The sequence below is a fragment of the Mesorhizobium sp. M0048 genome, from assembly GCF_040323405.1.
Classification (GTDB): Bacteria; Pseudomonadota; Alphaproteobacteria; order Rhizobiales; family Rhizobiaceae; genus Mesorhizobium.
In genome coordinates, this window is the sequence record NZ_JAMYUV010000056.1 from 1 (window position 1) to 13,837 (window position 13,837).

The 13,837-nt window shown below is 59.8% G+C and carries 13 protein-coding genes and 2 pseudogenes; 2 read left to right on the plus strand and 13 right to left on the minus strand.

Annotated features, from left to right (window positions below):
- Both NKJ84_RS28425 and NKJ84_RS28430 read left to right on the plus strand, forming a co-directional pair.
- A pseudogene (locus tag NKJ84_RS28425) lies at positions 1-173 on the plus strand (IS630 family transposase); the annotation flags it as partial.
- Between the two features lie 440 nt (positions 174-613).
- Positions 614-811 carry a hypothetical protein gene (locus NKJ84_RS28430; RefSeq protein ID WP_352509180.1) on the plus strand — a complete coding sequence of 66 codons (198 nt, stop codon included), beginning with the start codon at positions 614-616 and terminating at the stop codon, positions 809-811.
- Positions 812-1,033: 222 nt separating this feature from the next.
- On the opposite strand, the pseudogene NKJ84_RS28435 reads toward NKJ84_RS28430, so the two are convergent.
- The 13 genes and pseudogenes from NKJ84_RS28435 to nifK form a co-directional block, all read right to left on the minus strand.
- Positions 1,034-2,046 (minus strand): annotated as a pseudogene (locus NKJ84_RS28435) (1-aminocyclopropane-1-carboxylate deaminase).
- A 329-nt stretch (positions 2,047-2,375) separates the two neighbouring features.
- Complete coding sequence (locus NKJ84_RS28440; RefSeq protein WP_352509181.1) at positions 2,376-2,699, minus strand: exopolysaccharide production repressor protein; 324 nt, start codon at positions 2,697-2,699, stop codon at positions 2,376-2,378.
- Positions 2,700-2,728: 29 nt separating this feature from the next.
- A complete protein-coding gene (gene fdxB / locus NKJ84_RS28445; protein WP_352509182.1) occupies positions 2,729-3,046 on the minus strand; it encodes a ferredoxin III, nif-specific in 318 nt (105 codons plus the stop codon).
- The gene (locus NKJ84_RS28450) at positions 3,043-3,246 is read right to left on the minus strand and encodes a CCE_0567 family metalloprotein (RefSeq protein ID WP_352509183.1); all 204 of its coding nucleotides are present in this window, start codon (positions 3,244-3,246) and stop codon (positions 3,043-3,045) included. Before NKJ84_RS28450 ends, fdxB begins: the two co-directional genes overlap by 4 nt.
- Before the next feature lie 36 nt (positions 3,247-3,282).
- Entirely contained in the window at positions 3,283-3,654 is a 372-nt protein-coding gene (locus tag NKJ84_RS28455) for a DUF269 domain-containing protein (RefSeq protein WP_352509184.1), read from the minus strand.
- Positions 3,655-4,092: 438 nt separating this feature from the next.
- Positions 4,093-5,241 carry a TlpA disulfide reductase family protein gene (locus tag NKJ84_RS28460; RefSeq protein ID WP_352509185.1) on the minus strand — a complete coding sequence of 383 codons (1,149 nt, stop codon included), beginning with the start codon at positions 5,239-5,241 and terminating at the stop codon, positions 4,093-4,095.
- A 1,337-nt stretch (positions 5,242-6,578) separates the two neighbouring features.
- Positions 6,579-6,998 (minus strand): universal stress protein, encoded by a 420-nt coding sequence (locus NKJ84_RS28465; RefSeq protein ID WP_352509186.1) that lies wholly within the window; start codon positions 6,996-6,998, stop codon positions 6,579-6,581.
- Between the two features lie 574 nt (positions 6,999-7,572).
- The gene (locus NKJ84_RS28470) at positions 7,573-8,334 is read right to left on the minus strand and encodes a response regulator transcription factor (protein WP_352509187.1); all 762 of its coding nucleotides are present in this window, start codon (positions 8,332-8,334) and stop codon (positions 7,573-7,575) included.
- Between the two features lie 50 nt (positions 8,335-8,384).
- Positions 8,385-8,864, minus strand: a complete 480-nt coding sequence (locus NKJ84_RS28475; RefSeq protein ID WP_352509188.1) for a NifX-associated nitrogen fixation protein — start codon at positions 8,862-8,864, stop codon at positions 8,385-8,387.
- A gap of 17 nt (positions 8,865-8,881) precedes the next feature.
- Entirely contained in the window at positions 8,882-9,376 is a 495-nt protein-coding gene (nifX, locus tag NKJ84_RS28480) for a nitrogen fixation protein NifX (protein ID WP_352509189.1), read from the minus strand.
- Positions 9,342-10,724 (minus strand): nitrogenase iron-molybdenum cofactor biosynthesis protein NifN, encoded by a 1,383-nt coding sequence (gene nifN / locus NKJ84_RS28485; protein WP_352509190.1) that lies wholly within the window; start codon positions 10,722-10,724, stop codon positions 9,342-9,344. Before nifN ends, nifX begins: the two co-directional genes overlap by 35 nt.
- A gap of 7 nt (positions 10,725-10,731) precedes the next feature.
- On the minus strand, positions 10,732-12,222 hold the full coding sequence (gene nifE, locus NKJ84_RS28490; RefSeq protein ID WP_352509191.1) for a nitrogenase iron-molybdenum cofactor biosynthesis protein NifE: 1,491 nt from the start codon (positions 12,220-12,222) through the stop codon (positions 10,732-10,734).
- Positions 12,223-12,278: 56 nt separating this feature from the next.
- Complete coding sequence (nifK, locus tag NKJ84_RS28495; RefSeq protein ID WP_352509192.1) at positions 12,279-13,820, minus strand: nitrogenase molybdenum-iron protein subunit beta; 1,542 nt, start codon at positions 13,818-13,820, stop codon at positions 12,279-12,281.
- Positions 13,821-13,837: the final 17 nt, after the last annotated feature.

Genomic DNA, 13,837 nt, shown 5'->3' on the forward strand with positions numbered 1-13,837 from the left:
GTCCCGACTTCAATCCGATTGAGAACGCCTTCGCCAAACTCAAGGCGCTGCTGCGAGCAAAGGCCGAGAGAACCATCAAGGCTCTCTGGGACGCGGTCGGCGCGGTCGTCGACCTCTTCACCCCAGCCGAATGCGCCAACTACTTCAAAGCCGCAGGATATGAACCTGATTAAACAGGACGTGCTCTAGCGCGTGGGCGGGGATTATGTCGACGATATCGGGATGGACCTCGCCCAGGACTATAAACCGAATTGAGGCAATGTCTGTGTCGACCACGTGTCGAATCAAAGCGAGATAATTGTCTCCGACGAGACGGCTATTCATGTATGCGCCATCATGTACCCTTGAGCGCAGCAAGCGGTGTAGATCTCGCCCCTTCATTCCTACAAGCGTGGTGAAAATCCGGATGCCATGGCCTCTGATGTAAGCGTGCTCGACCATTTCAGTGCAATCCGGATTGAGCCAAGGCTCGGAGTACCCGGCGAAACTAAGGTCGACGGAAGTTGGTACGCGCGCCAGACATCGCTTGAAATCTTCAAGACGAAGATGCTTTACATGAGAGACCGCTCTTTGCCGATGGGCGAACTTGTCCTGCGGACAATAAGAACATCCGATGATGCAGCCGCTGGTTGTCGTTATTTCCAAAACCCTGCCGCCCGGGATGGCAGAGCCCAATTCCTGTAAGATCATCGGATATGCCTCCACTTTTCTGGCGCTCTCGGCCAATCCTGAACTTTCAGATAGTAAGTTAGATTATTTGTCTGATGGAACGTTGTTTCGCCTGCTAGTAATATCGAATTATTTCTCATGATACCGATCTATCGACTAGGATTCCAATATTTCCATGATGATACTCTCAGCGGATTTTCGATTTCCTCAGCAAGTTCCATCGATCAAAATTTTCTAAATGAACTCAGTCCGCTTCGCGTTGGGCGGCAATCAACCCCCGGCTCCGTCAGTTTGTTGGGCCCTCGCACCTACTTTGGGCGCTTCGCCGGCACGCCAGGACGGCGAAATCGCAATCTGTCGAGCGTCAGCCGTTGCGGAAGGTGTAGCTGTACCCGTTGATGGCCGGCCCGCCGCCGAGATGCGCGTAGAGCACCTTGGATCCCTCTGGAAAGAAGCCTTTCTGGACGAGGTCGATCATCCCTTGCATGGATTTGCCTCGTAGACGGGATCGGCAATTATACCCTCGAGCCGCGCACACAGGAGGATGGCCTGCTTCGTTTCCGCGGACGGAAGGCCGTAACCGGGAGACGCGTATCCCTCGAGCAGCACCACGTCATCCTCGACGATTTCCATGCCAAACTTGACGAGCTTCGCAGTATCCCGGACAATACTTAGCACCTGCGCCTTGGCTTGGGCGGGGGTGGCGGAGGCATCGATACCGAGCACGTTGCGCTGTCGACCGTCCTTGGCGAATCCAACGAGCATGCCGGCATGCGTCGAGCCCGTGACCGTGCAAACGACGATGTAGTCGAAGCCAAACCCAAGCTGTTCCTCCTGTGCGCGCACCTCCTCCGCGAACCCGACATACCCAAGCCCGCCATATTTGTGAACTGAGGCCCCGGCCGGTATCGCGTAGGGCCTGCCGCCCCTAGATTTGACTTCATCGAGCGCCTGTTCCCAACTGCGGCGGATGTCGATATCGAAGCCCTTGTCGACAAGGCGCACTTCTGCTCCCATGATCCGACTCAAGAGAATGTTGCCGACCCGGTCGTAGACGGCGTCCTCATGTAGTACCCAGCTCTCCTGAACCAGGAGACATTTCATGCCGATCTTGGCGGCGACCGCGGCGACCATGCGCGTATGGTTAGATTGCACACCCCCGATGGTGACGAGCGTATCAGCGTTTGACGCGATCGCGTCGGGGATGATGTATTCGAGCTTGCGCAGCTTGTTTGCGCCGAACGCGAGACCGGAGTTGCAGTCCTCGCGTTTGGCGTAGATTTCCACCTTGCCCCCCAGAAGCTTGGCGAGGCGGTCGAGCTTCTCGATGGGCGTGGGTCCGAATGTGAGCGGATAGCGTTCGAACTTTTCCAGCATTTTCTCTCCGGCAACACGCGATGGCGCTGAATTAGCCATTCACGATCATTCTAGAGGCATCTTTGATTTGACGTCATCTGGATTATCCGGCGCCAGGAGAGTCCCATTCTATTTCCAGCGCCTCGTTCGTCATTGAGAGTTGCAACCGCCCAGCTGCGAGAGACTACCCAATGCGTGGCATTCAAGAACTGTATATCCTGGATTAACGGAACGACCGGATTGCGGTCACTATCGACTTCTCAAGCACAGTATTCCTTCTAATATCTGCTCGATGTTTATGGTTGGTCCAAAATTTGCGCCAGCTTGAGCTCTGACCTTGTCATGGCGCCTCAAGGCAGCAGCAGCGATATGGCCAACATTTGGTCGCGCTGGAGTAAATCTGCGGATTCATTCGTCACCTCATCAAGGTCTGGTGGCTCGAATCCAACTTCCTTGCAACTGTCGAAATGCTCAGCCCTTTGGCCAGCTCGGCTAACGCAGCCAGACCGCCAGATCAGAAAGAGCACGCTTGCGAAATAGGCCAACTGAAGGAGCAACGAGCAAGCCAGCGTCGTGACGACTACTGTGCGGATGGAATGAGAAGCGAAGTAGACAATCAGAGCGTTGCTGCACAGCACCAGCCCCAGGACGCGACAAAAGATTTTTAAGGGCAACGCCGTTCTCCTGGTTTTGTCTCCTCAGATCATGCTGCGACCTGGTCGGCCGCAATATGGGTCTGGCAGTTCTTCGGGCAGACGCGGGCGCAGGCTCCGCAGCCAATGCAGCGGCCGGCATGATCGACGACCATGATCATGCGATTGAGGTCGCCATCGAAATCGTCATCCTCGTCGTTGCAGGCGCCGAGGATTTCACCCGCGTCATCGACGCCGTAAAGATGCATGACCTCGCGCGAGCAGACCTTGAAACAGCGGCCGCAGCCGATGCAGGTCGTGCTGTCTATAGCGGTGAGATATTCCGGCACCCATCCGGAGCCGTCGCGGGTGGTGAATGTGCTCGTCATCGTAACTTCTTCATTGCAGCGAGCGCTCTCTTGGCACCATCCAACTCGGCAAAAACGGCCGACGTTTCCTCGGCAACATCCTCTAACTCCGTCCATTTTCCCGGCAGATTCTCTGCAAGGTCGCGCAATTTCATCTTGGCAATTGCCGCGCGCAGCTGAAGCTTTCGGACTTTCTTCCCCATCTCAGCTAGCTTTGACATAAATCCTTCCTCGAAATCTGTTTCTTCACGCCCGTGTCACGTCGGGATAGGCTTCAATGGCTGCAGTCGCATCGTCGACCAGTTTCGTACCGGCTCCGCGAGCTTCCTGAACGTCTCGAAGCCGAACCGGTGGATGTCTCGACAGAGCGACCAACCGCCCGGCCGTGAAAAGCAATCGTCCGAAGCCCCCATGGGTTTCATCTCCATCATTGGCGATGTCACCGGGCCGGAGCGCTCCTCGATCGCAAGCCCCACGGCGGTGTAGAACATATCGAGCCTCCACAGCACGGCCGGATCGGGATCCCCTATGGTGGGGAGTGCACGACGTTGTTCCTTCGTGACGATGAAGTCGGCCAGCAGCGTGGCGTCCGATTTGCCTTTCCCACGAGCCGTAGGAGTCTTGAGCACGGATCAGCCGCACGAGGCATCTGACAAAAGGCAGATCAAGGGCCGCCTCGGTCCTCGTTGACAGCAGGGCTGACCGCGGCTTCAGGCATTTCATGTTCTCCTCATTGCAGTCCTCGTCCTCGATGGACGATTTCTTTTTTCGGGGACGCCTACTTCGGCCACACTTGCGGAGCCGGCGCCCGGCTCGGGGCCGCCGATTCCACGCAATGGATGTCCCAGTGGCCGACCTTGAACACGTCCTCGACTGCGAGGTCTTCCACCCCGACCGGAATTCGCGTCGAGCATCGCTTCCGCCGCGATGCGGCCGGAGGTCATCGCAGATTGGAGCCTCGAACCCGCTGCAAGCGATCCACACTGTGTTGCATGGAACCGACTTGCTGCGGCCGCGCCAGGGAAATGGACGAATTGGCCAGTACACATTCCAACCATCACCCCCTTTTACGGGCGGCGCTTTGACACGTTCGGCAAAAAGTTCTTTTGCGGTGCCGCGCAGAGAGCGCCGTGACAAACCTTCTGATCCTTGTAGTTGGCCAAGGCCTGTAGCAACTCCGGTAGAAGGTGCTCTTTCAGTTCGGCAGGGATAGGCTCCGGACCGTCCAGCGACTTCAGTGCCAGCTCGACCAACTCGATCGCGCGATTTTTGTTGCCGCTCTCATGATAATACCGAGCGACCGCCGGATAAGACCAGAACTTTGGGCTATCGCCTTGCGGGGGATTCAGTGCCAGCACGTGTTCGGACAGCTCTTTGCCTATCGCGAAGCGCTCAGAAGACGGAAAGCGCGAATGGTCAAGGTTCGGATGGAAGAGTTGGTCTAGCGCCGCGATCATCCAGTCCTCGGAGTTTCTGTCGATCGCGTCGCGAACCAATTGGTGCATGAGGGGCAAGCCGGTCCACATGTCGTGCATTTTGTGAAGCACCAGATTCGCATGAGCCAGGCGGAAATTGAGGTTGTCCGGCAACAAAGCAATGCCCTCTTCGATCGCCGAGAGCGCCGTCTTCCAATCCTCTGTCTTCAGCGCCGCCCAAAATCTGTCATTGATCGGCTTCTTCAACGCTTGTTCGCGCGCTATGGGTTCGTTTTTGGCGATCCGCTCTGTTTCGGCGGATTTCGCTTGATCGCTGGTGCGCCAGCTGCCGTTAAGCAGTTTCGGCAAGACCTCATCGAGTTCCGTCGGGTGACCGATAAAGGCGATGTGGCCGTCTCGGTCGACCACGAACGAGGTCGGAATCCCGACAGAAAAGCTGGGTTCCATCCAAAGCTTGTTCATTTCGCCTGTGTAGTCGAACGCGATCCGAAAGTTCAGATTCGAGCACTTTTCGGTCAACCACGCGTCCAACTTGGTTTGGGCCTCGACGGCCGTTGGAGCATCTTCATCAGCCGCGATGGCGACGACCTCAAGTCCGCTGTCCTTGTATTTCTCCTGGAGCTGCACCAGATGGGGCATCGCCGCCACACATGGTCGGCACCAAGTTGCCCAAAATTCGACGATATACACTTTGCCGGGCTGGAGGTTCGTAAGGGGCTCGCCACGCAGCCAGTTCTCCACTTTGATCGAAGGAGCCGGTGACTCCATCTGCAATACCATGTTGCTCTCCAAAGCTATTGCCAAAGGTTGCGCGACTTTATGCGCGAGCTTGTTTCTCCCTCAGGGAGGGGCACACGGGTTCAAGCAAAGGAGAGCATCGCTCGTCTCGCACGTCTGCGTGCAGCCGGCCTTCACTCAGTGTTGCCGCATCACACTTCGCAAAGGCCGTGCCAGCGCACTCAGCGTGCAGTAAATGCTTGATTCCATTTTAAAAACCGTCCGGGTGCCCAAGATAGCCGGTTGTACTGGACGCGACATGTTTTCTGCCACTGTCAGGTCTTGGACACGCATCACGCGCTTCGCGTCGCCAGAGAAGCGTGGCCACGGACGACTCGACATATATCCGGGCTGATGGACGAGCAGATGGACATCGTGACTGCGTTGGCTACCGCCAGGCTCGTCATCATCGTCGGCCTCAAGCCTTGCTTGAGCTTCTTGCCATCTCGGTCGCTCAGGTGGTATCAGAACGCCATTGCGATTGCAGGGCCGCTCCATCCGAGCATCGCCTCTGCCCTACCCTTCCGCTTTGCCATTGATTTCCTGGCTCGCGACGCAGGAGTTCTTCACGAGGCCCGGTCCAGCTGCGGGTCGCGAGTACCGTCATCACCAGATTGACCATGACGATCGTGGCGAAGAGGGCCAGATGAGTGCCGGCATATGCCGGCCGGTGAACTCTGCGGGATCCCTGCTTTGTGTTTACTTCTGTGTTCCCGGTGCTCAGGTGCAACGGGACCTCGCGGCGCGACGTGAGCGTTGGCGGAATTGCAAACCCAAAAACCGCTCGGTCGCCACGCAGGTTGGGCCGGACCAACGGGAAACGCTGGAGATGCGGCTGTCCGCCACTAACCCGGGCTACCATCCCAGAGATGACAAGGCGATTGATGCCATCGTTCGCGCCGACGCCGGCAAGAGCCCGACCGTCCCGACTCGAAGGTCGGTGCCTTGGCCACTGCACGGTCGTTGCGGTGGTCAGCTCCCGGCCAGTGGTGAGGGAAATCGTGATAACGCCAATACGATGCGGCTACGGTCCGAACGCGGCCTGCCGCGCTGAAACGACGCTCTTTCTCGACCTGACGCCGACGTGCGAAGCCCCGGTTTTGACTGCATTGAGGAGCGCCTGTACCTCTGCCGGCCGTTGGTCTCCGCGTTACGGATCATCTCGGTCGAGCAGAACCCCGAACGCGAGACGTCCGCGATGTTCTCGGCGACGGCGCGTGCAGATTGGCTCCGAGGAGCTTCGCGAAACTTGCGCGTTTGCCGCGGCCTTTCTCCGACTTGGCATCAGGATACCCAGGGGAAAAGAGCTTCGAACAGCATCGGTGCTGCTTCAAAACCCGTCAGCGAACCAAAAACAGCGGCAATGGCGGCTTCCCCATTATCCATCTCGTTACGCAACCGAAGAGCCGCTCGCGCAGCCGTCGGCTGCCATAAGCGCCCATCACTATCATGTCGGCAGACGTGTCGATTGCGTGCTGCGCGAGCACCGTGGCCACTGGTTTGCCGGCGCTCGCCAGCCGGTCAACCGACACGCAAGCACCGTGCCGAGTGAGATAGGCAGCGATGTCGGCTCCCGGCTCGGTACCGTTTCCGGTGCAGGTCGCCTCCGGATCGACTAATGCGACGCGAACTTCCTCAGCACCGGCTAGCAGATCCAGCGCTTCCCGAACCGAACGGGACGCCTCGACTCGCGAATCCCAGCCGACCAGCACGCGCCGTGGCGACAGAGTCGCCTCAGCGCCCTCCGGCAGGACAAGCACCAGCCTTCCATATCGAACAGGCTGCCGTCAATAACAAGAGGTCCGAGATTAATGTCGTTGAGAAGTGCGGGGCCGACGATTGTCAGGTCGTTGCAGAGCACCCGCTGTCGCACCGCGTCACCGACGCTGGCCTGATCGCAGTAGTGGGTATCGACGTCATAGCAAAGCCGCGTGGCTCCAGCTGTTTCTGAATTCCCTGGATGTTGTTTCCAGCCTGGCTATGTCCTGTGAAGAAAATCTTTCGATCTGCCTAAACCGTTTGTCCAGTCTGGCGATGGCCTGTGCGCGTTGTCCAGGCCACTCGGGGATGCCATCGCCGAGCAGCGGAGACGGCATAATGAGCGGCGGAGGGGACATCACCAGTACGGAAAGATACGCGCCGACTTCGGCACACAAGCTGGCAGCTGTTCTGACATCCTGATCGGAGTGGTCAGCTCCCGTCACACTGAGTACGCTTCTGAAAGCCATTTGACTGTTTCTTTCTGATATGTCGTACCTGCCGGCGCGTTTCGAAGCCGCAAGATTTGCCCTCAGCACGGCGGAAATGCGGAGCGGCACCACATCGGTTATCTATTCAGCCGTCCGGCCACTCGAGCGAGTAGCCGGCCGACCTGACGGTACGAATGACGCTGGAGGGGGAGGCCGCCTTCAGCGCCCTTCTGAGCCGGCTGATATGGACATCCACGGTGCGTACACCGACATGGATATTGGCCGGCCAGGCCGCGCTGATCAGCTCGTCTCTGGTGAAGACCTTGCCGGGAGTCTCAAGCAAAAGCCGCAGCAGGTTGAACTCGATCGGCCCAAGGTGGACTTCGTGGCCATTGCCCCGAACCCGGTGGGCATCGAGCCTTATCTCAAGGTCGCCACAGGAGATCCATCCGCCGTTTTCAATCCCGTTCGAACCCGGCTTTGGCAGCGCCAGCTTCATCCGTAGACAGTCAAGCAGCTTGGCCGGCGCGAAGGGCCGCACAAAGCTCTCGTCAATACCAGCCTTCAAGAGATCGAGGTGCTGGTTCTCGGCGCCGGGCGCGATCAGCGCAATTACGGGCAGGCCGCCGGTCCGGGGCTCCCCCTTGAACCGGGCGCAGATTGTGGAGCCTGTCGCGCTTGCCGGCCCGCAGTCCAGCACTACCGCCTGGAGCTCCCGTTCATCGGCCAATGCAAGTGCTTCCTTCACGCCGCCTGCCGGCTCACTCGTGAAGCCGTCCACTCCCAGAATGTGGCTGAGGAACAGATACAACTCAGCATCTTGCGAACAGATCAGGACCAGTGGCTTCATCAGCGCTACCCCAAGAACCACATCGGCCTCGACGCCTCCATTGAGAGGGCTGGCCATCGCATGTCCTCAAGGCCTGACATGATCCCCTTGATCGAAAATCGGTTCCATCACGCCCGGGCCACCTCGGGATGAGCCTCAATGGCTGCGGTCGCATCGCCGGCCAGTTTGGTACCGGCCGCGGCGAGTTTCCAGAACGTCTCGAAGCCGAACCGGTGGACGTCGCGCAGGGTCTTCGACAGAACGACCAACCGCCCGGCCGTGAGAAGCACGCGCCCAAAGCCCTCACGGCTTATCTCCATCATCGGCGATGCCATCAGGCCGGAACGCTCCTCGATCGCAAGCCCGACGGCGGTGTAAAACATCTCGAGCCTCCACAGCACGTCCGGATCGGGATCGCCGATGATCGGGATCGCACGGCGCTGTTCCCTGGTGATGATGAAGTCGCCCAGCAGCTCGGCGTCCGATTTCCCTTCCCAAGACCCGTGGGAATCATGAGCCCGGACCAGCCGCACGAGGCATTTGACGAACGGGGTGGCAAGGGCCGCCTCGTCCTCGGCGACAGCAGGGCTAACCACGGCGTCAGACATTTCGCCCACTCCTCATTTCAGTCCTCGTCCTCGAAGGACGGTTGTTCGGCGACACCTGCCTGCGCCAGCACCTTGCGCAGCCAAGGCGGAGGACACGTCCTGAGCATCATCTGCGTTCGCAACAGCACCTCTTGAATGGTTTGGGGATGCGGCACTTTGATCGGATGAATTTTTGCCGAAACAACCTTGGCTGCCGAAGGTCCGCCGATCGCCAGACAAAACAGGAGATGACAGCCCTTCAGCGCCTCCACCTTCGGGGTGATGCGGTCATCGCCCTCAGTTCGGTGCTCCCCGCTCTCATCGGAAACGTCATCGAAGGCCACGGCCTCGACGAGATTCCACTCCTCGCGCGTGACGTCGTAGACAGCAAAGCGCCTGGCCGAACCGAAATGGGCGTTGAGGTTCTTCATGTCCTGCGTGGCGATCGCCACGCGCAATGCGCCGGCTTGGCGTTCCGGCGTCGGTGCGTGAACCTCGTCAGTGACGAGCGAGAGGCGACGAACGGAGCTCATCTGGCATTTCTCGCTTACGGAGTGGATCAAGCGCCTCAGGCGTCGGCGCGTGCCGGTTGGCTTCAAAAATGTTGGCGACCTCGAAGATCAGGTCGCGCGTCCCCTGGTACAGGATGGTGAGCTTGTGCTGGCTGCCGAGCCGGTCGAAGATCGGGAAGCCGACCCGCATGAGCGGAATGCCGAGGCGCTGCGCCGCCTGGCGGCCGTGGGAATGGGTGACGAGAAGATCAGCGCCGGCGCCAAGAGCTTCCAAATCGCCCAGATCGCCGATTTGAACCGACTGCGCCGGTACTTCCTCCAAAATTTTCGACATATCGGTCGTGGTGACCGCCGCCGCGATTTCGGAGCCCATTCCGATGAAGAAGCTCGCGAGTTGGTAGAGTTGGTCTGGTTCAGCAGCGATCGCAATTTTCTTGCCTCCAAAGTGGAAATGTCCGTCGAGCAACGCGTCCTGCAACTGCGCGCGGCGACGGCGCACCCCAGCCGGCGCCGCCGCGCCCGAAACCGCGGACAGCAGCGAGACGAACCGGTCGGTTTCCTTCAATCCAGTCAGCGACCGGAACAGTACGTAAGGCACGCCGGTCAACCTCTGCAGCAGCTCGGCCGGGCGGCGCATATGCTCACCGATGACGATGCATTGCCTGGCCGTGCCAAGCTCACGGATATCCTCGACACTGGTGCCGCCATAGGTGGTCGTGACCCAGCGGTCGGGCACCGTACCGTCGAGCGAGCCGGAGACGTCCGGCAGAATCACCGGCTTCAGTCCAAAGCTCTCAACCATCTCACGCAAATGCTCGATATCAGCCACAGTCAGGTTCCAGCCAGGCAGGATCACGATCTTCTTCGGCTGCCGCGCCTGCTCGCCGGGACGCGTAATCCTTTCGATCATCGCGGTGACAGCCTTGGCCCAGCCCTCTTCGATCGCGCCGTCGAAATCCGGTGTGTTGGCTAGCACCACCTCCGTACCCGCGAGTTCTTCCCTGCGCTTCAGCCTGATATTGGCGATATCCCCTGCGCAGTCTTCGCCCCGGGCTTCCACCAGCGCCGTGGTGCAGACCCCGATCAGCGTTGGCTTTGTGCGGGCCTTGAGGTTGAGGATCGCCTCTTCCAGATGGTCTGCCCCGCCGAGGATCGTCGCCACCTCGTCCATCGCTGTCGTCTGCAAGGGGATGGCTTCCTTGAAATGCCGCACGAACAGCACGAGCGCGAAGCTGGTGCACCCCTGGCTGCCGTGGAACAACGGCATCGCGCCGTCGACGCCAAGAAAGGCCAAGGCGGCACCCAGGGGCTGCGATGACTTCAGCGGATTGACCGCCGCCGCTTTGGTCAGGGGAAGGATGCGGACCATCGCTTCCTCAACACTCGCCGAAATCGTCGGCCGTCGTGCCGGCGAATTTCTGGACAGCATGCAAGGTCGCGGTCTCGCTTTTCGTGCGCGGCAGTTCCTCCCTCACCGCAGGCTGGCAATCCCATGGTGCGGGCTCGCGCACCTGGAACCAGATCGGGTTATGAATGGCGAGGTCGATTTGGCGTACGAGTTCCACCATGCCGTCATAGCCGGCGTAAGGATGTTGGCGCTCCTGGTTGATATCGAGCCAGGGTGTCTTGGCCTTCAGCGCGATGAACTGCGTGCGCCCGCCCGACAGCATAATATCGGCCTTGTGTTCTGAGAGCATGGCGTAAAGCTCGCGCGGCGCCATCTGCTCGAATATGTGGTTGTCCTCCTTGAGGATCTGCTTGATGCGCTCCTTGTCTTCGACGGTCGACTTCTTGACAGAGGTGCCGACGATCTCGATGCCGATCTCCATCAGCGCATGGACGACCGACCAGGACTTCACACCGCCGGTGTTGAGCAGCACGCGCTTGCCTTCGAGCCTCGGCTGGTAGGCCGCGAGCTTCTTCCAAGCGATGGCCTCCTCCTCTGCAATCAATGCCTCGGTGCGGCCGAGGATCTCCGGATCGGCACCCTTCTTCACGAGCAGCTGAGAGATCTGTCGGAGCGCTTCCGAGGTGTCGGTGATGCCGTAGAAGGAGCCCTCGAAAAACGGGATGTCCCAGCGCTGCTCCATCTTGCGGGCGAGATTGATGAGCGCGGTCGAGCACACCATCATAGCCGCCCGGGCGCGGTGCGCGCAGGCAATGTCGAAGTAACGCGCGTCACCCGGAATGCAGGCGCGCACCCGGATCCCGAGCCAGTCCAGGAGCGGTTTCACCAGCCAGAATTCGCCCGAGAGGTTGAATTCGCCAAGGATGTTGATGTCGTAAGGGCCGGCATCGTCGGGCTCCACCGTGCCGATGACATGCTCGAGCAACGCCTCGCCGGCAAGCTTGTTGCCGAGATTCTTGGAGCCGACGAAGCCCGGCGCATTGACCGGCACCACCGGCAGGCCGAACTTTTCCGCCGCGCGCTTGCAGACGGCCTCGATGTCGTCGCCGATCAGCGCCGTCACGCAGGTCGGATAGACGAAGATAGCCGGCGGCCCATACGCTTCCTTGATCTCGCGGATCGCTTTGAAGAGCTTCCGCTCGCCCTGCCCCATCACAACATCGAGTTCGGTGAGGTCGGTCGTGAAGCTTGTGCGCCACAGCGTTGGCCCGGACGAAGCCGCACCGCGGTTGTCCCAGGAATTGCCCTCGCAGGCGAGCGGCGCATGGATCAAATGCGCAACGTCGGTGATCGGCTGCAGCACGATCTTGGCGCCATCGAAGGCACAGCCGCCGGCCGCCGCCCCGGGGGTCAGTGGCTTCGAACAGCCCTTTTTGCGCGCCTTGGCGTCCTTGCCGCGGTTCTGCTCGCAGGCGGGCTCGTTGAAGACATCCTGGATCTTGGCTCTGAGCAAGGACATTGCGTCGGTCTCCAAAGTCCCTCGGGAAGACGACCGGCCAAAGCCGACCGTCACGCTTAGCGGGTGAGGTCATACGAATAGTCCGTCACGCCCGTCTCGCTTGTCTCGCGATCGAGCTTGTCGAAGATCTTGTCGAGGATCGTCGTCAGTACGCGCAACCCGCCTTGGTAGCCCATGAGCGCAAAGCGATGGTGATGGTGGCGGTCGAAGATCGGAAACGCCAGCCGGATCAGCGGCGTGCCGGTGTCGCGCTCCAGATACTTGCCATAGGAGCTGCCGATCAGCAGGTCCACCGGCTCGGTGAAGAGCAGCGAGCGCATCGCCCAGAGGTCCTTGCCCGCCCAGACTTGAGCGTCCTTGCCGAAGGGCGATGATGCAAGCAGTTCCTTCAACTCCGCTTCCCATGCTGAGGTGCCGTTGGTGGCGAGGCAATGGGTCGGCTCGCCGCCCGTCTCCATGATGAAGCGGGCCATGGCGTAGACAAAGTCCGGATCACCGTAGATGGCGTATTTCTTACCGTGCAGCCAGGATTGGCTGTCCGCCATGGCGTCAACAAGTCGGCCGCGCTCCAGGCGGATTGTCTCGGGGATTTGCTTGCCGGAAATCGCGGAGACCTCCATCAGGAAGTCGTCGGTCGCCTGGACTCCGAGCGGGTAATGGAACGAGGCAGTCGCCTGCCCTACCCCCTCGCAATACTCCAGTGTTTTTCGGGTGTTGTAACGCTGTAGCGAAAGTGTCGCCTCGGCGTTGAGTGCCTTCCTCACGTCTTCGATCTTCGTGCCGCCGTCGTACATGCGGTATTCGCCGTCCGACGGGGTGTCGAACTGGTCAGAGGCGTCTTGGATGAAAGTATAGGACACGCCTATCAGATCGAGCAGGCGCTTGAGTTCCCGGTTGTTGCCGACACAGAAGCCGTCGAAGCCCGGAATGATGTTGATGGTGCCATCGGCTTCCGTGCGCTCCTCGCCTTTCCAGAAATGCTCCAAAATGCCCTTGACCGTGACGTCGTAGCCGTCGACATGGCTGCCGACGAAGGCCGGCGTGTGGGCGAAAGGCACGTGGAAATCGCGTGGGACCGAGCCTTGGTCCTTGGCATTCTCGATGAAGCTGTGCAGGTCGTCGCCAATGACCTCCGCCATACAAGTGGTCGAGACGGCGATCATCTTCGGGTCGTAGAGTTGGTACGTGTTGGCGAGCCCGTCGACCATGTTCTTCAGGCCACCGAACACTGCCGCGTCCTCGGTCATCGAGGAGGAAACTGCCGAAGCAGGCTCCTTGAAATGGCGCGACAGGTGCGAGCGGTAATAGGCCACGCAGCCCTGGCTGCCGTGGACGAAGGACATGGTTCGCTCGAAGCCCGCGGCCGCGAAGACCGCGCCGAGCGGCTGGCAGGCCTTGGCGGGGTTCACCACAAGCGCTTCGCGAGCGAGGTTCTTTTCGCGGTATTCCCACGTCTTGGTGAATTCGCGTTGGTCGGTAACGATCTGGTCCGGGTGAGGACATTCGAAATTCAGCCTCTTCTCGGCGAGCATCTGCCTGTATTCCGGCTCGCGGAACAGGGGCGCGTGGTCGAGAACTTTTTCAGCCGACTGCGGCATGGGTGGTTACCTCTTCT